Genomic DNA, 17,562 nt, shown 5'->3' with positions numbered 1-17,562 from the left:
GGGGGGTGCCCCTATGTGTTTCGTCAAGCGTTAGGGGCTGACTTGGGTTGGTAAATGGTGCCGTCGCGCAGCATGGCGAACAGGACGTCGCAACGTCGCCGTGCCAGCGCGATGAGCGCTTGGTTGTGGCGCTTGCCCTGCTGGATCTTGCGCGCGTAGTAGGCCCGCGAGACGGGGTCCCGCAAGGCCGCGAAGGCGGATAGGAACAAGGCGCGTTTGAGCACCTTGTTCCCTCGTCTGGATGGATGCTCACCGCGGATGGATGAGCCCGAGCGCCGGGTGACCGGGGCGAGACCAGCGTAGGCCGCCAAGTGGGCGGCCGAAGCGAACGCTTTATGCGCGACCTCGGTCAGGAGTCTGGCGGCGGTCCTGACGCCGACTCCCGGCATGCTGGTCAGGACCGGCCAAAGAGGGTGAGCAAGCACCAGTCGCTCAACTTCGGCGGCGACCTCGTCGCGTTGCTTACGCAAGGCCGCAAGCTGTTGGGCCAAGCGAGGCATGACGATGGTGGCAGCTTGCGTGCCGGGCACGGTCACGGCTTGTTCGCTCAGCGCCTGAACGATCTCGGTCGCCAAGCCTTTGCCCATGCGCGGTGCGAGCTTGGTCAGGCGGTTGGCGAGCGTCTTCTCGCTGGTGGCGGCAAGTGCGGCGGGCGACGGGTAGCGCTCAAGCAGATTGAGTACCGCTGGATGATCGAGGCGCGGTCCGAGAACGCGTTCGAGAGCGGGATGGATCTGGGTGAGCAAGCCGCGAATGCGGTTACTGGTTTGAGTGACTTGGTCGGCGAGATCATCGTCGAAGCCGCACAGCATGGTGAGTTCGGCGAGCTGCTCGTCGGCCAACCGAAGCGAGCGCAGCGTGTGCGGCATCGAGCGAGCGGCTTCGGCAATGATCGCGGCATCGCGGGCATCGGTCTTGGCTTCGCCAGCGTGCAAATCAGCGATGCGGCGCATGGCCAGTCCCGGCAGATAGGCGACGAGTACGCCTTCGGCGCGGGCGACAGCTACAGGAAGCGCGCCGATGGTGGACGGTTGATCGACGACGAACAGGAGTCGACCGTGAGTCTTGAGCTCGGCGATGAGGGCTCGCAGCTTGACCTCGTCGTTGGGTAGCGCCTTGTTGTACAGGCGCTTGCCGTTCCGATCGAGCGCGACGGCATGATGCTGGCCTTTACCGACGTCGACGCCGACGAAGACATCGACGGCGCCATGTTGTTGAGTGTCTTGCATCGAAGTATGAGCAGAGTGAACGGATTGGCCTGCAACAACGGTGGCAAGTCTCGGCATCCACGTTACGGACGGCGTCGGGATATCCCGGCCAAACCCCTATCAGCGATCACCAGCCACCCACCAGGCCCGGTGACAACACCCCCCGGATCATGACTGCGACTGGGGGGCGAGAATCATGCCGGGCCTGGCTGGCCAAAGCCCCGACAATCGGGGCGTGAAGATAGTAACGGGGGCGCGAGCGCGGCGCTCGGCAAGGTCGGCGTCGTCACGCATCGGGACCAGGCGTCGCTCGCCGTGCGCGCGTCGAATGCCGCGGGGATGCAGGCGGCGGTGCCGGCAGGCCTCGCGCTGCCGTCGCGCTACGACACGTCCGCGCAGATGGCGGCCATGCGGCGGCGCGATCTCTACCTGCTGGGCAACGCCGGCATGCAGCTCGCGATGCTGCGGCTCGACCTGATCAACCGCGCGTACCCGAACGGCTGATGCGCCAGCCACGGGGCGCGGCGCGCGACCCGGGCGATGCGGCCGCGCGATCGCCGCCCGCCGGATCGTGCGTGCCCCGTTTTGCCGGGTAATGCCGATACAGGTATTGGCACTACCAGCCAAACTACTGTTTTTAATGGGTTTTTTCGCGCCCGGCCTGAGCCGGGGCGCACGCTGCGTGGCATAATCGACTTCATCCGCAAGGCTTGTAGTCACAACGACCCCGCATACCCATGGCACAGACTCTCTACGACAAACTGTGGAACACCCACGTGGTCCACACCGAGGAAGACGGCACGACCCTGCTCTACATCGACCGTCAGCTGCTGCACGAAGTCACGAGCCCGCAGGCGTTCGAAGGGCTGAAGATGACGCATCGCCCGGTGTGGCGCATCAGCGCGAACCTCGCCGTGTCGGACCACAACGTGCCGACGACGGACCGCAGCCACGGCATCGCCGATCCCGTCTCGAAGCTGCAGGTCGACACGCTCGACGCGAACTGCGATGCGTTCGGCATCACGCAGTTCAAGATGAACGACGTGCGCCAGGGCATCGTCCACATCATCGGGCCGGAACAGGGCGCGACGCTGCCGGGCATGACGATCGTGTGCGGCGATTCGCACACGTCGACGCACGGCGCGTTCGGCGCGCTCGCGCACGGCATCGGCACGTCGGAAGTCGAGCACGTGCTCGCGACGCAAACCCTGCTGCAGAAGAAGAGCAAGAACATGCTCGTGAAGGTCGAGGGCGCACTGCCGCGCGGCTGTACCGCGAAGGACATCGTGCTCGCGATCATCGGCAAGATCGGTACGGCGGGCGGCACGGGCTACGCGATCGAATTCGGCGGCTCGACGATCCGCGCGCTGACGATGGAAGGCCGCATGACCGTCTGCAACATGGCGATCGAAGCCGGCGCGCGCGCGGGCATGGTCGCGGTGGACGACACGACGATCGATTACCTGAAGGGCCGGCCGTTCGTGCCGACCGGCGCGGAATGGGATCAGGCCGTCGAATACTGGCGCCAGTTCAAGTCGGACGACGGCGCGCAGTTCGACCGCGTGGTCGAGCTGAACGCGGCCGAGATCGTCCCGCAGGTCACGTGGGGCACGTCGCCGGAAATGGTCACGTCGATCGACGGTCGCGTGCCCGATCCCGAGCGCGAGAAGGATCCGGTCAAGCGCGACGCGATGGAGCGCGCGCTGGCCTACATGGCGCTCGAGCCGAACACGCCGATCGAATCGATCAAGGTCGACAAGATCTTCATCGGCTCGTGCACGAACGCACGGATCGAGGATATCCGCGCGGCCGCGTATGTCGTGAAGAAGCTGAACCGCCGGATCGCATCGAACGTGCGGCTCGCGATGGTCGTGCCGGGTTCGGGCCTCGTGAAGGCGCAGGCCGAGCGCGAAGGGCTCGACAAGGTGTTCACCGATGCGGGCTTCGAATGGCGCGAGCCGGGCTGTTCGATGTGCCTCGCGATGAACGCCGACCGGCTCGATCCGGGCGAGCGCTGCGCGTCGACGTCGAACCGCAACTTCGAGGGCCGGCAGGGCGCGGGCGGTCGCACGCACCTCGTGAGCCCCGCGATGGCGGCAGCCGCGGCGATCGAAGGTCACTTCGTCGACATTCGCCAGCTGGGGTAACGCGTGACGGCAACGAAGGTCATCGCGCGGCTGGTTGCCGCGCTGGCGCTGGCGGGGCTGGGCTTCGGCCTCGCGGGCTGCAATACCGTCCGCGGCTTCGGCGAGGACGTCAACGCCGCGGGCAACGCGCTCAAGCGCGCCGCGGACTGACACCGCCACCGAGAATTTGTCGATGTGTGCCGGCCGCGTGCCGGCCCTTCAACCGGATAGACGGATCATGGAAAAATTCACTGTACATACCGGCGTCGTGGCGCCGCTCGATCGCGAGAACGTCGACACCGACGCGATCATCCCGAAGCAGTTCCTGAAGTCGATCAAGCGCACGGGCTTCGGTCCGAACGCGTTCGACGAATGGCGCTACCTCGATCACGGCGAGCCGGGCCAGGACAACTCGAAGCGTCCGCTGAATCCGGACTTCGTGCTGAACCAGCCGCGCTACCAGGGCGCATCGGTGCTGCTCGCCCGCAAGAACTTCGGCTGCGGCAGCTCGCGCGAGCACGCACCGTGGGCGCTGCAGCAGTACGGCTTCCGCGCGATCATCGCGCCGAGCTTCGCGGACATCTTCTTCAACAACTGCTACAAGAACGGCCTGCTGCCGATCGTGCTGACCGAGCAGCAGGTCGATCACCTGTTCAACGAGACGGCGGCGTTCAACGGCTTTCAACTGACGATCGACCTCGACGCCCAGGTCGTGCGCTCGGGCGACGGCCGCGAGTATCCGTTCGAGATCACCGCGTTCCGCAAGTACTGCCTGCTGAACGGCTTCGACGACATCGGCCTCACGCTGCGCCACGCGGACAAGATCCGCCAGTTCGAAGCGGAGCGGCTCGTGAAGCAGCCGTGGCTCAACACCAAGCTGGTCGGCTGATCGTGCCTTTCGGGCGGGCGCGCCAGCGGCGCGTTCGCCGGCCTGCCTCATACAACCTACCCAGTCAGGAATTTCGCATGAAGATTGCAGTGCTGCCCGGCGACGGCATCGGTCCGGAAATCGTCAAGGAAGCCGTGAAGGTGCTGAACGCACTCGACGAGAAGTTCGAACTCGAACAGGCGCCGGTCGGCGGCGCCGGCTACGAGGCGAGCGGCCATCCGCTGCCCGACGCGACGCTGGCGCTCGCGAAGGAAGCCGACGCGATCCTGTTCGGCGCGGTCGGCGACTGGAAGTACGACTCGCTCGAGCGCGCGCTGCGCCCCGAGCAGGCGATCCTCGGGCTGCGCAAGCATCTCGAGCTGTTCGCGAACTTCCGCCCGGCGATCTGCTATCCGCAGCTCGTCGATGCCTCGCCGCTGAAGCCGGAACTCGTCGCGGGCCTCGACATCCTGATCGTGCGCGAACTGAACGGCGACATCTACTTCGGCCAGCCGCGCGGCGTGCGTGCGGCACCGGACGGCCCGTTCGCCGGCGAACGCGAAGGCTTCGACACGATGCGCTATTCGGAACCGGAAGTGCGCCGCATCGCGCACGTCGCGTTCCAGGCCGCCCGCAAGCGCGCGAAGAAGCTGCTGTCGGTCGACAAGTCGAACGTGCTCGAAACGTCGCAGTTCTGGCGCGACGTCGTGATCGACGTGTCGAAGGAATACGCGGACGTCGAGCTGTCGCACATGTACGTCGACAACGCGGCGATGCAGCTCGCGAAGGCGCCGAAGCAGTTCGACGTGATCGTCACGGGCAACATGTTCGGCGACATCCTGTCCGATGAGGCGTCGATGCTGACGGGCTCGATCGGCATGCTGCCGTCGGCGTCGCTCGACAAGAACAACAAGGGCCTGTACGAGCCGTCGCACGGTTCGGCGCCGGACATCGCGGGCAAGGGCATTGCCAACCCGCTCGCGACGATCCTGTCGGCCGCGATGCTGCTGCGCTACTCGCTGAATCGCGCGGAGCAGGCCGATCGCATCGAGCGCGCGGTGAAAACGGTGCTCGAACAGGGCTACCGTACGGGCGACATCGCCACGCCGGGCTGCCGGCAGGTCGGCACGGCGGCGATGGGCGATGCGGTGGTCGCGGCGCTGTAAGGCAACGCGGCAGTAATATAGAAAGGGCGCGAACAGGCCGGGAAAATCGGCCGGTTCGCCCCCGGTTGGCCGTTGTGCGGGCCACCGGCTTTGTGTAGACTCGAACGATGGCGCTGATTTCCCTGATCTCCCCGGTCCTGAAACTCCACGGCAACACTGCCCGTGCGGGTGCGCGCGCCATCGTCATCACGAAAACCATTACCACGAAAACGATCATTAAACGCTGATCGCCGTCGTGCCCGCCTGTTTCCCCGCGCGGTCACGCGGGGACGGAAATGGCGGGGAGGCTCCATTCAAAGCAAAGGGTTAGTCATGAACGTAGGTCTCGTAGGTTGGCGCGGCATGGTCGGCAGCGTCCTGATGCAGCGCATGCAGGAAGAAGGCGATTTCGACCTGATCGAACCGGTGTTTTTCAGCACCAGCAACACGGGCGGCAAGGCGCCGTCGTTCGCGAAAAACGAGACTACGCTCAAGGACGCGACCAACGTCGACGAGCTGAAGAAGTGCGACGTGATCATCACGTGCCAGGGCGGCGACTACACGAACGACGTGTTCCCGAAGCTGCGCGCGGCCGGCTGGAACGGCTACTGGATCGACGCGGCATCGTCGCTGCGGATGAAGGACGACGCGGTCATCATCCTCGACCCGGTCAACCTCGACGTGATCAAGGACGCGCTCGTCAAGGGCACGAAGAACTTCGTCGGCGGCAACTGCACGGTCAGCCTGATGCTGATGGCGCTCGGCGGCCTGTTCCGCGAGAACCTCGTCGACTGGATGACGGCGATGACCTACCAGGCCGCATCGGGCGCGGGCGCGCAGAACATGCGCGAGCTGCTGTCGCAGATGGGCACGCTGAACGGCGCGGTGCAGGAACAGCTGGCCGATCCGGCGTCGGCGATCCTCGACATCGACCGCCGCGTGCTGGCCGCGATGAACAGCGATGCGATGCCGACGAGCCACTTCGGCGTGCCGCTGGCCGGTTCGCTGATTCCGTGGATCGACAAGGATCTCGGCAACGGGATGTCGAAGGAAGAGTGGAAGGGCGGCGCGGAAACCAACAAGATCCTCGGCAAGCCGGCCATGGGCGAGCCGGGCTCGATCCCGGTCGACGGCCTGTGCGTGCGGATCGGCGCGATGCGCTGCCACTCGCAGGCACTGACGATCAAGCTGAAGAAGGATGTGCCGCTCGACGAGATCAACGGCATCCTCGCGTCGGCGAACGACTGGGTGAAGGTCGTGCCGAACGAGCGCGAAGCGTCGATGCGCGACCTGTCGCCGGCGAAGATCACGGGCACGCTGACGGTGCCGGTCGGCCGCCTGCGCAAGCTCGCGATGGGCGGCGAATACCTGTCCGCGTTCACGGTCGGCGACCAGCTGCTGTGGGGCGCGGCCGAGCCGCTGCGCCGCATGCTGCGCATCCTGCTCGACAAGTAAGCCTGTCAGCATGTCCGGCCCGCGGGCCGGACTGCGCGCGATGACGCGCCGCGTCGGCCCCCGGTTCGGGGCTGGCGCGGCGCGTTTTTCATGTGCGAATGGATCGGCGCATGCTCGGCAGCGTCTGGTCGACTGCCTGCCGCGTCTTGATCGTCCGCGGGCTGCCCGGCGCGGCGATGATTTTCACCCATTGATGCGGCTGTGTTCGATCTGCCCGGCGGCCGGCCGCGGCATGCGGACCCGGGCGGCGCGATGGCCCGATCGCCGGGCGGCCGCGCCGGGTTGCACCGGCCGGCGACGAATTCGGCCCGAATGCGATCGCGTGAAGTAAACTACGCGGTTACGACGCACAGACCCGCCGAAAGCGTCGCGTTCCGCGCGACGCTTTTGCATTTCTGCGGCAACTTTATTGACGCCTTCAACCGCGAATCCGAGCCGCGCCCGCGCGCGGCGATAGAGCCCACGATGTCCCGAATTTCCTTGTTTCCGCGTCAGTCCCGTCTGTCGCGCGCCGTGCGTGGCGCGCTGGCGATCCTGGCGCTCGGCGCAGCCGCATCGGCCTGGGCCGTCGGCACCGTCGAACTGCCGGCGTCCGCCGTCGGCGGCGCCGTACCGCTTACCGTGACGGTCCAGCCGGGCCAGTCGCTGAACGACATCGCGAAAGCGGCCACGCAATCGCATGATCCCGGCGTGCTCGCGCGCGCCGGCCGCGCGCTGTTCGACGCCAATCCGCAAGCATTCATGAAGCGCGACGCGAGCCGGCTGAAAGTCGGCGCGACGCTGACCGTGCCCGCGCTCGACGCGACCGGCGCGGCGCTCGCGCCGGCCAGTGCCGCCGCTGCCTCGGCCGCGGCAGTGGCGTCCGCGCCTGCCGCCGCATCGGGCGGGGCGGCGGAAGCGCAGCATGGCGCGTCCGCGCCGCATCCCGGGTCGGCCGTGCAATCGGCGCCGGCCACGCCGGCCGTTCATGCGGCGCCGGTGAGCGGCGCGAGCGTCGCGACGGGCGCGGGGGCGTCGGCTTCGGTCGGCGCGTCGGCGGCACACGGCGCGTCGACGGCCGACAGCCTGCCGCCGGCGGCACCTGCCGCGGGCGCGAGCGGCCCGCATGTATGGAGCGGTGCGATCCAGTCCGCGCCGCCGTCCGCGAGCGAGGCCGCGGTCCAGCCGGTGCCGGGCAGCCAGGTTTCGGGTTCGCGCGAGCCGGCCGGTGCGGCGCCCGCGACCGGCGCGTCGCAGCCGCGGCCGTCGAGCCTGCAGCAGTTGCTGGCGCTGAAGAATCGCGTGCTGATGGAATTGCAGAAGCACGGCATCGGCAAGCCGGGCACCGCGAACGACGCGGGTGCGTCGGCAGCGGCGCCGGCGGCAAGCGAAGCCGCGTCCGCGGTCGCCGCCAGCGCGGCGCAATCGGCATCGGCATCGGCATCGGCGCCTGCGCGACCGGCCGCTCCTGTCGCGACGCCGGCGCGCCGTACCGAGCAGATGGACTGGTGTCCGGCCGCCGTGGCCGGCGCGGCCGTGATCGTGCTCGCGGCCGGCTTTGCGTGGCGCAAGCGCAGGAAGGGGCGCGAGACGGGCGATGCGGGTGAGGTGGCCGCTGCAGCCGGTACTGCCGCGGCCCCGGAGGCCGAAGCGGCGCCGTCGCTCGACCGCGAGTTGCCGATCCTGCCCGAGATGCCGGTCGCGCGCGACGCCGCGTCGGATCAGTATCTTGCCGCGGCGACTGCCGCCGCGGCTGAAACGGTCGAGCCGGCTGTCGCCGAGGCACCGTCGGCGCCGGAGGCCACGAAGCCGCATGACGAGCAGCCCGGATTGCCGCCCGCGCAAGCGGCCGTGGCGCCGGTGAACGAGGTGGCGCCGGCTCAGGCTGCGCACGGCGCAGAACCGGCCGAAACGGCCGCTGCCAAGCCGGCCGACACGCCTGCCGCGCCTTCGACGGCCGACGCGCAGCACGCGACGCTGATGCAGAACGCGATCAGCGCGCTGAACAGCCTCGACATGCCGTTGCCGCCGCGAACGTCGGATGACGCACCGCTGACGCCGGACGAACTGTCCGCGCGGGCAGGGCAGTCGGACATCGATGAAATCGCAACTAACGGTCAAGTCGAATCGCATCCGCCGATTGGCGTGCGCCATCCGACCCCGGAACATCCGGCCGACCAGGACGACGAGTACGATTGGGATCCGGACGCGGCAACGCCCGCCGGCCACGCGGGCAGCCCGTCTGCGCTGTCGCCGCTGCCGCCGCTCGGCGGCGCGCAGTTCGGCGCGCTGAAGCTCGATTTCGATCTCGACCTCCCGTCCGCGCCGGGCGCCGCGCTGCCCGCGCTGACCGCGGACGAGCTCGCCCGCATCGCGCGCAACAAGCTCGATCTCGCGTCGGAGTACGTCGAACTGGGCGACTTGTCCGGCGCGCGGACGCTGCTGCAGGAAGTGATCGACGCGAACGACACCGCGACGCGCGACGATGCGCGCGCGTTGCTCGCGAAACTGGCGGACGAGGCGTGATGCGGATCGCACTGGGCATCCAGTACGACGGCGCGGCGTTCTGCGGCTGGCAGGCGCAGCCGCACGGCAAGACCGTGCAGGACCGGCTCGAGCACGCGCTGGCCGAGTTCGCGCGGGTGCCGCTGCATACGACGGTCGCTGGCCGGACCGACACCGGCGTGCACGGGCTCGGGCAGGTCGTGCACTTCGACACCGGGCTCGAACGCGAGGTGTTCTCGTGGGTGCGCGGCACCAACGCGTTCCTGCCGCCGACCATCTCGGTGCAATGGGCGAAGCCGATGCCGGACACGTTCCACGCGCGTTTCTCGGCGTTCGAGCGCACCTATTACTACGCGCTGTACGTGCATCCCGTGCGCTCGCCGATGCTGGCCGGGCGTGCGGGCTGGATCCACACGCCGCTCGACGACGACGCGATGCGCGCCGCCGCCGCGCACCTGATCGGCGAGCACGATTTTTCGTCGTTCCGGTCGTCGGAATGCCAGTCGAAGACGCCGGTCAAACACCTGTATCAGATCGACGTGCGGCGCGCGGGGCATTTCATCCATTTCCGCTTCCGTGCGAACGCGTTCCTGCATCACATGGTGCGCAACCTGATGGGCTGCCTCGTCGCGGTCGGGCGCGGCCGCTATCCGGCCGACTGGCTCGCCGACGTGCTGGCCGGGCGCGATCGCAACCTGGCGGCGCCCACGTTCATGGCCGACGGACTGTATCTGGCCCACGTCGGCTACCCGGCGGAATTCGCCGTCCCGCCCGCGCAGCTCGGCAGCGTGCCGTGGAGCAGCGTCTGGGCCGATCTGGACCCTCAATCATGACGGATCAAGCCGTGTCTTCCCCGCCTTCCGCCGCCGGCCTGGCGCCGCGCACGCGCATCAAGCTGTGCGGGCTGTCGCGCCCCGAGGACGTGCTGCACGCGGCGGCGCTCGGCGCCGATGCGATCGGCCTCGTGTTCTACCCGAAAAGCCCGCGCGCGGTGACCCTCGCACAGGCGGCCGAGCTGGCGAGCCTCGCGCCGCCGTTCGTGTCGGTCGTCGGGCTGTTCGTGAACGCGACCGAAGCCGAGATCGAGGCCGTCGTGCGCGACGTGCCGCTGGCGATGCTGCAGTTCCACGGCGACGAGACGCCGGAGCAGTGCGACGCGCTCGGCCGCGCGGCACGGCTGCCGTGGTTGCGCGCGGTGCGCGTCGGCCCCTCGACGCAGCCGTCCGATTTGGTAGAATCGGCTCTTCATTATTCGAAAGCGCGCGGCCTCCTGTTCGACACCCTGGTGCCGGATTACGGCGGTAGCGGCAAGGTCTTCGATTGGTCTCTTATTCCCGCAGAGCTCGCGCATCGGGCCGTTTTGAGTGGTGGCTTGAGCGCGCAAAACGTCGGTGATGCGATCCGCCAGCTGCGTCCGTTTGCTGTCGATGTCTCGAGTGGCATCGAAGTGGCGGGCGCAAAGGGCGTGAAGGATCACGCCCGAATGGCGGCGTTCGTACGCGCGGTGCGCGAAGCGGACGCCCGGTGATGCAAGCGGTGCGGCCCCGAAAGCGGGGCGCCCCGACCGATCGAGAGAGACATCATGTACAACCTTCCTGACGATCGCGGCCACTTCGGCCCGTATGGCGGCGTGTTCGTCGCCGAGACGCTGATTCACGCGCTGGACGAACTGCGCGACGCGTATGAAAAATTCCGGAACGATCCCGGCTTCGTCGCCGAATACGAGCGCGAACTGAAGTATTTCGTCGGCCGTCCGTCGCCGATCTACCACGCGCAGCGCTGGAGCGAGATGCTCGGCGGCGCGCAGCTTTACCTGAAGCGCGAAGACCTGAACCACACCGGCGCGCACAAGATCAACAACGTGATCGGCCAGGCGCTGCTCGCGAAGCGCATGGGCAAGAAGCGCGTGATCGCCGAAACCGGTGCGGGCCAGCACGGCGTCGCAACCGCGACGATCTGCGCCCGTTTCGGGATGGAGTGCATCGTCTACATGGGCGCCGAGGACGTGCGCCGCCAGGCCGCGAACGTCTACCGGATGAAGCTGCTCGGCGCGACGGTCGTGCCGGTCGAGTCGGGCTCGCGCACGCTGAAGGACGCGCTGAACGAAGCGATGCGCGACTGGGTCACGAATATCGAGAGCACGTTCTACATCATCGGCACGGTCGCGGGCCCGCATCCGTACCCGATGATGGTGCGCGACTTCCAGCGCGTGATCGGCGACGAGTGCAAGGTGCAGATGCCCGAACTCGCGGGCCGGCAGCCCGACGCGGTGATCGCCTGCGTCGGCGGCGGGTCGAACGCGATGGGGATCTTCTATCCGTACATCGACGATCAATCGGTGCAGCTGATCGGCGTCGAGGCGGCTGGCGACGGCCTCGACACGGGCCATCACGCGGCGTCGCTGATCGCCGGCAGCCCGGGCGTGCTGCACGGCAACCGCACGTACCTGCTGCAGGACGACAACGGCCAGATCATCGAGACGCATTCGGTATCGGCGGGCCTCGACTATCCGGGCGTCGGTCCCGAGCACGCCTGGCTGAAGGACAGCGGCCGCGCGCAGTACGTGCCGATCACCGACGACGAAGCGCTGAAGGCGTTCCACGACTGCTGCCGGATCGAGGGGATCATCCCCGCGCTCGAGTCGAGCCACGCGATCGCGTATGGCGTGAAGCTCGCGCCGACGTTGCCGAAGGACAATATCCTGCTCGTCAACCTGTCGGGCCGCGGCGACAAGGACATGCACACGGTCGCCGAGCGATCGGGCATCGACCTCTGACCCCGACCGATGCGTGACCTGATCGAAGAGCCGGGCGGCGGCGCCGCGAGCGAGGCGGAGGCGGTTCAACCCGCCGCCGCCGCGCCGCGCGCGCTGCCGTCCGGTATCGAGCTGCATAACCGCGATTTCCTGACCGAGGCCGCGCACCTGCCGGACGCGTCGATCGACCTGATCGTCGCCGATCCGCCGTACGGGCTCGGCAAGGACTACGGCAACGATTCGGACAAGCGTTCGGGCGACGATTTCCTCGCGTGGACGCGCGAGTGGCTCGAGCTCGCGATTCCGAAGCTGAAGCCGAGCGGGTCGATGTACATCTTCTGCACGTGGCAGTACGCGCCGGAAATCTTCAGTTTCCTGAAGACGAAGCTCACGATGGTCAACGAGATCATCTGGGACCGGCGCGTGCCGAGCATGGGCGGCACGACGCGCCGTTTCACGTCGGTGCACGACAACATCGGCTTTTTCGCGGTTTCCAAAGCGTATTACTTCGATCTCGATCCGGTCCGCATCCCGTACGACGCCGATACGAAGAAGGCCCGCTCGCGCAAGCTGTTCGAAGGCAGCAAGTGGCTGGAGATGGGCTACAACCCGAAGGACGTCTGGTCGGTCTCGCGCCTGCATCGGCAGCACGCGGAGCGCGTCGATCATCCGACCCAGAAGCCGCTGGAAATCATCGAGCGGATGGTGCTCGCAAGCTGCCCGCCGGGCGGCCGCGTGCTCGATCCGTTCATGGGCAGCGGCACGACCGCGGTGGCCTGCGCACGGCAGGGGCGCGACTTCGTCGGCTACGAGATCAACGAAAGCTATTGCGCGATCGCGCACGAGCGCGTCAGCGCGCTCGCCGCGCCGGCGTGCGCGTGAATCGCGCCGCCGCATCGCCGAACGCAACGCCATACTTTGTATGGGGCCGGAGCAAGCGCTGACGCGCCCACTCCGGATCGACACAGGAAAATTGCCATGTCCCGTATTCAGCAGACCTTCGCCGCGCTCGCCGAACAAGGCCGTAAGGGCCTGATCCCGTTCATCACGGCCGGCGACCCCGATCCCGCGAAAACCGTCGAATTCATGCACGCGCTCGCCGCTGGCGGCGCGGACGTGATCGAGCTCGGCGTGCCGTTCTCGGACCCGATGGCCGACGGCCCCGTGATCCAGCGCTCGTCGGAGCGCGCGCTCGCGCGCGGCGTCACGTTGAAGAGCGTGCTCGCCGACGTGAAGCGTTTTCGAGAGACCGACCCCAAAACCCCCGTCGTGCTGATGGGCTATGCGAACCCGATCGAACGGATGGGCGTCGACGCGTTCGCGGCCGACGCGCATGCGGCCGGTGTCGACGGCGTGCTGGTGGTCGACTATCCGCCGGAAGAGGCGGGCGTATTCGCCGAAAAGATGCGTGCCGCGCAGATCGATCCGATCTTCCTGCTGGCGCCCACGTCGACCGACGAACGTATCGCCGACGTCGGCAAGATCGCGAGCGGCTACGTGTATTACGTGTCGCTCAAGGGCGTGACCGGCGCGGGAAATCTGGATGTTTCGAGCATTGCGGGTAAAATCCCGGCCATCAAGTCGCGCGTGCCGGTTCCGGTGGGCGTCGGCTTCGGGATCCGCGACGCCGAAACGGCGCGTGCGGTGGCCGAAGTGTCGGACGCCGTCGTGATCGGCAGCCGCCTCGTGCAGCTGCTCGAGAGCGCTGCGCCGGACGCCGCCGCCGCCGCGCTGAAGACCTTCATCGCCGAGCTGCGTGCCGCCCTGGACGGCGCGGGCAAGGCGGCGCGATAAACACAACACAGGAAGCGGGCGGGCCAGTCGGCCCGGCCCGCCACGGAACAGGAAACCATACGATGAGCTGGCTCGACAAACTGTTGCCGCCGAAGATCAAGCAGACCGATCCGAAAAGCCGCAAGGGCATTCCGGAAGGCCTGTGGGTCAAGTGCCCGTCCTGCGAGGCCGTGCTGTACCGCAACGACGTGGATGCGAACCTGCACGTGTGCCCGAAGTGCGATCACCACATGCGCATCGGCGCGCGTGAACGCCTCGACGGGCTGCTCGATCCGGAAGGCCGTTATGAAATCGGTCAGGAAATCGTGCCGGTCGACACGCTGAAGTTCAAGGACAGCCGCAAGTACCCCGATCGTCTGAAGGAAGCGATGGACGAGACGGGCGAGACCGACGCGATGGTCGTGATGGGCGGGGCGATCCACACGCTGCCGGTCGTCGCGGCCTGCTTCGAGTTCTCGTTCATGGGCGGCTCGATGGGTTCGGTCGTCGGCGAGCGCTTCGCGCGCGGCGCGCAGAACGCGCTGGAGCAGCACGTGCCGTTCATCTGCTTCACGGCGTCGGGCGGCGCACGGATGCAGGAAAGCCTGCTGTCGCTGATGCAGATGGCGAAAACCACCGCGATGCTGACCAAGCTGGCCGAAGCGAAGCTGCCGTTCATCTCGGTGCTGACCGACCCGACGATGGGCGGCGTGTCGGCAAGCTTCGCGTTCCTCGGCGATGTCGTGATCGCCGAGCCGAAGGCGCTGATCGGCTTCGCCGGCCCGCGCGTGATCGAGCAGACGGTTCGCGAGAAGCTGCCGGAAGGCTTCCAGCGCGCCGAATTCCTGCTGAAGACGGGCGCGATCGACATGATCGTCGACCGTCGCAAGATGCGCGACGAAATCGCGCAGTTGCTCGCGCTGCTGCAGCGACAGCCGGCCGACGCGCTGGCTTGACCGGCGCAAGGTTGTGAACTCTGCGCGTCGCCTGGCTTCAGCGTCAGGCGGCGCGCTTCGTTTTTTGGCGTAGTGGCGGTACCGATCCAGATTTGATCCGATGAGCACTTTTCCCACTCTCGACGCGTGGCTTTCGCACCTCGAACGCGCGCACCCGGTCGGCATCGACATGGGCCTGACCCGTATCGGGCAGGTCAAGGCGGCGCTGCAGCTCGAATTCGCGTGCCCCGTCATCACCGTCGGCGGCACGAACGGCAAGGGCTCGACCTGCGCGTTCCTCGAGACGATCCTCGTGCGCGCGGGCTACAAGGTCGGCTGCCATACGTCGCCGCACCTGCTCGAATTCAACGAGCGCGCCCGCGTGAACGGGCAGAACGTCACCGACGACGAACTGCTGCCGCATTTCGAGGCCGTCGAGGCCGCGCGCACGTCGCTGCCCGCGCCCGTGTCGCTCACGTATTTCGAATTCACGACGCTCGCGATCCTGCACCTGTTCGCGTCGCGCGGGCTCGATGCGGTGATCCTCGAGGTCGGCCTCGGCGGCCGGCTCGATGCGGTCAACATCATCGATACCGATTGCGCGATCGTCACGAGCATCGACATCGACCACACCGAATACCTCGGCGACACGCGCGAGAAGATCGCGTTCGAGAAGGCCGGGATCTTCCGCGCGGGCAAGCCGGCGATCTGCGGCGATCCGGCCGCGCCGCAAACGCTGATCGCCCACGCCGAGGCGATCGGCGCCGATCTGTGGCTGGTCGGCCGCGATTTCCGCTACGAGGCGCAGGCGGGCGCGGAGCGCCAGCAATGGAGCTACCTCGGCCGCGAGAAGCGCTATCCGGCGCTCGCGTATCCGGCGCTGCGCGGCGCGAATCAGCTGATCAATGCGTCGGCCGCGCTCGCCGCGCTGGAGGCGCTGCGCCCGGTGCTGCCGGTGTCCGCGCAGGACATCCGGCTCGGGCTCGCGAACGTCGAGCTGCCGGGGCGCTTCCAGGTGCTGCCCGGCAAGCCGGCGATCGTGCTCGACGTCGCGCACAACCCGCACGCAGCGGCCGTGCTCGAGCAGAACCTCGGCAACATGGGCTTCTTCCCGTACACGTATGCGGTGTTCGGCGCGATGCACGACAAGGACATCGACGGCGTGCTGCAGCACCTGAAGGGCGAGATCGACCACTGGTGCGTGACCGACCTGCCGCTGCCGCGCGCGGCCTCGGCGGAGCAGCTCGAAGCCGCGCTGCGCAAGGCCGGCGTGGAGGAGGGGCCCGATTCGAGCGTGACGCGTTACGCGTCGCCGGCAGAAGCGTTTCGCGATGCACTAAAAAGAGCATCCGAGAATGATAGAATCGTGGTTTTCGGCAGTTTCCATACGGTTGCCGGCGTGCTGGCCTACCGTAAATCGCAGCAACACTGACTGACGGGCAGTTTCGGACTCAGCCATTCATGGGAATTTTCTCGTTCGGCAAAAAAGACGACGACGCGCCCTCGCGGCGCGGCGGTCGCACCGGGACCTCCCGGAACGTGCGCACGGAGCGCACCACCGAGCGCGTCGAGCGCCGCTCGCGCCGCACCGAGCGTCCGGAATCGGACGCACTGCTCCTCGATCCGACCCTTCCAGAAAAGCAACGCGCGCGCCGTCGCCTCGTCGGCGCGATCGCGCTCGTCGTGGCGGCCGTGATCGTGCTGCCGATGGTGCTCGATTCACACCCGAAGCCCGTCACGGACGACATCGCGATCGACATCCCGAACCGGCCCGCGCACCAGGCGGTCGCGCCGCGTGACGACGATGCGGCCGACGTGCAGGCAGGCGTCGCGCATGACGAACCGCCGGCATCCGACACGGCCGTTGCGGCCGCGCCGGCACCCGTACCGGCGCCCGCGCCCAAGCCGGCCGCGAAACCCGATACGACGACCACGGCGAGCGTGACGCCGCCGAAGCCGGCCGCCCCCGCGGCGAAACCGGCCGCGCCGAAGCCCGCGCCCGTCGCGAATGCCGACGCCGCGAGCCCGGACAGCGGCGACGCGTCGTCGCCGGCATCGCCGGCCGGTGCGCGCTTCGCGGTGCAGCTCGGTTCGTTCAAGGACGACGCGACGGCCCGTTCGTGGGCAACCAAATTGAAATCGGCGGGCGTGCCCGCATATGTCGAGCATCGCAAGCAGGCGGACGGCAGCACGGCTACACTGTTGCGTGCGGGCCCGTTCGCGGATCGCTCGGCGGCCTCCGCCGCGATCGCGAAGGTGCGCGAAGCCGGGTTGACGCAGTAACACGATGCTGACGGCTTTCGACTACGCTGTATTGGCGGTGATTGTGTTGTCGGCGCTGCGCGGGGCGTGGCGCGGCTTCGTATCGGAGATATTCGGGCTGATCGGCTGGATTGCGGCGGTCGTGATCGCGGGCCGCTACGTCGGGCTGGTCGTGCCGTACATTCCGGCGAATTGGCCGGGCGGCGCGCTGACGCAGTGGGTGATCGCCTTCGCGCTGCTCGTGATCGGCGTCGTGCTGGTCGCCGGTGTCGCCAACGCGCTGCTGTCGCGGATCGCGCAGGCCAGTGGCCTGGGCGGCGTCGACCGCTCGCTGGGCATGATGTTCGGGCTCGTCCGCGGCTGTGTGCTGGTGGTGCTGCTGGTCGCGGCGGCCGGGCTGACCGAACTGCCCAAACAGGATTTCTGGCGCAATGCGCTATTGCGTCCTTTCGCCGAACAGGGCGTGCACGAGCTGAAGCAGCTCCTGCCCGACGGCATGGCCCAGTACGTACGCGTGTGACGACGCGGCTGGGCAGGACGGAACCGTTTTT

At 67.8% G+C, this 17,562-nt stretch carries 17 protein-coding genes and 1 pseudogene; 17 read left to right on the top strand and 1 reads right to left on the bottom strand.

Annotated features, from left to right (window positions below):
- Positions 1-23 precede the first annotated feature (23 nt).
- Positions 24-1,229, bottom strand: coding sequence for an IS110-like element ISBma3 family transposase (locus HWX00_RS29970; RefSeq protein WP_175029424.1), 1,206 nt, complete (start codon positions 1,227-1,229; stop codon positions 24-26).
- 231 nt (positions 1,230-1,460) lie between these two features.
- Here HWX00_RS29970 and HWX00_RS29965 point away from each other — a divergent pair.
- The 17 genes and pseudogenes from HWX00_RS29965 to HWX00_RS29885 form a co-directional block, all read left to right on the top strand.
- Positions 1,461-1,712, top strand: a pseudogene (locus HWX00_RS29965) (Tat pathway signal protein); the annotation flags it as partial.
- Between the two features lie 233 nt (positions 1,713-1,945).
- Entirely contained in the window at positions 1,946-3,355 is a 1,410-nt protein-coding gene (leuC, locus tag HWX00_RS29960; protein ID WP_034185808.1) for a 3-isopropylmalate dehydratase large subunit, read from the top strand.
- A 3-nt stretch (positions 3,356-3,358) separates the two neighbouring features.
- Entirely contained in the window at positions 3,359-3,505 is a 147-nt protein-coding gene (locus HWX00_RS29955; protein ID WP_034185809.1) for an entericidin A/B family lipoprotein, read from the top strand.
- 67 nt (positions 3,506-3,572) lie between these two features.
- Positions 3,573-4,223, top strand: coding sequence for a 3-isopropylmalate dehydratase small subunit (gene leuD / locus HWX00_RS29950; protein ID WP_034185810.1), 651 nt, complete (start codon positions 3,573-3,575; stop codon positions 4,221-4,223).
- Positions 4,224-4,300: 77 nt separating this feature from the next.
- Positions 4,301-5,368: a 3-isopropylmalate dehydrogenase gene (gene leuB, locus HWX00_RS29945; protein ID WP_175029383.1), complete on the top strand. Its 1,068-nt coding sequence runs from the start codon at positions 4,301-4,303 to the stop codon at positions 5,366-5,368.
- Between the two features lie 107 nt (positions 5,369-5,475).
- Positions 5,476-5,595, top strand: coding sequence for a hypothetical protein (locus tag HWX00_RS29940; protein WP_006756675.1), 120 nt, complete (start codon positions 5,476-5,478; stop codon positions 5,593-5,595).
- An 85-nt stretch (positions 5,596-5,680) separates the two neighbouring features.
- Positions 5,681-6,802 (top strand): aspartate-semialdehyde dehydrogenase, encoded by a 1,122-nt coding sequence (gene asd, locus HWX00_RS29935; protein WP_034185812.1) that lies wholly within the window; start codon positions 5,681-5,683, stop codon positions 6,800-6,802.
- A 465-nt stretch (positions 6,803-7,267) separates the two neighbouring features.
- A complete protein-coding gene (locus tag HWX00_RS29930) occupies positions 7,268-9,307 on the top strand; it encodes a FimV/HubP family polar landmark protein (RefSeq protein ID WP_175868167.1) in 2,040 nt (679 codons plus the stop codon).
- Positions 9,307-10,119, top strand: a complete 813-nt coding sequence (gene truA / locus HWX00_RS29925) for a tRNA pseudouridine(38-40) synthase TruA (RefSeq protein WP_175028741.1) — start codon at positions 9,307-9,309, stop codon at positions 10,117-10,119. Before HWX00_RS29930 ends, truA begins: the two co-directional genes overlap by 1 nt.
- Positions 10,116-10,814, top strand: coding sequence for a phosphoribosylanthranilate isomerase (locus HWX00_RS29920; protein ID WP_175028759.1), 699 nt, complete (start codon positions 10,116-10,118; stop codon positions 10,812-10,814). The genes truA and HWX00_RS29920 overlap by 4 nt, the downstream gene beginning before the upstream one ends.
- Positions 10,815-10,868: 54 nt before the next feature.
- Complete coding sequence (gene trpB, locus HWX00_RS29915; protein ID WP_175028742.1) at positions 10,869-12,062, top strand: tryptophan synthase subunit beta; 1,194 nt, start codon at positions 10,869-10,871, stop codon at positions 12,060-12,062.
- A gap of 9 nt (positions 12,063-12,071) precedes the next feature.
- Entirely contained in the window at positions 12,072-12,923 is an 852-nt protein-coding gene (locus HWX00_RS29910) for a DNA-methyltransferase (RefSeq protein ID WP_034185816.1), read from the top strand.
- Between the two features lie 96 nt (positions 12,924-13,019).
- Entirely contained in the window at positions 13,020-13,835 is an 816-nt protein-coding gene (gene trpA / locus HWX00_RS29905) for a tryptophan synthase subunit alpha (RefSeq protein WP_034185817.1), read from the top strand.
- Positions 13,836-13,897: 62 nt separating this feature from the next.
- Positions 13,898-14,770 carry an acetyl-CoA carboxylase, carboxyltransferase subunit beta gene (gene accD, locus HWX00_RS29900; protein ID WP_006484412.1) on the top strand — a complete coding sequence of 291 codons (873 nt, stop codon included), beginning with the start codon at positions 13,898-13,900 and terminating at the stop codon, positions 14,768-14,770.
- 100 nt (positions 14,771-14,870) lie between these two features.
- Positions 14,871-16,181 (top strand): bifunctional tetrahydrofolate synthase/dihydrofolate synthase, encoded by a 1,311-nt coding sequence (gene folC / locus HWX00_RS29895; RefSeq protein ID WP_175028743.1) that lies wholly within the window; start codon positions 14,871-14,873, stop codon positions 16,179-16,181.
- A gap of 29 nt (positions 16,182-16,210) precedes the next feature.
- Entirely contained in the window at positions 16,211-17,032 is an 822-nt protein-coding gene (locus tag HWX00_RS29890) for an SPOR domain-containing protein (protein ID WP_175028744.1), read from the top strand.
- 4 nt (positions 17,033-17,036) lie between these two features.
- Positions 17,037-17,531, top strand: a complete 495-nt coding sequence (locus tag HWX00_RS29885) for a CvpA family protein (protein WP_034185820.1) — start codon at positions 17,037-17,039, stop codon at positions 17,529-17,531.
- Positions 17,532-17,562 lie beyond the last annotated feature (31 nt).

This window comes from Burkholderia seminalis DSM 23518 (assembly GCF_902832885.1).
GTDB classification, from domain to species: domain Bacteria; phylum Pseudomonadota; class Gammaproteobacteria; order Burkholderiales; family Burkholderiaceae; genus Burkholderia; species Burkholderia seminalis.
This window is presented reverse-complemented; position numbering and strand designations above follow the sequence as displayed.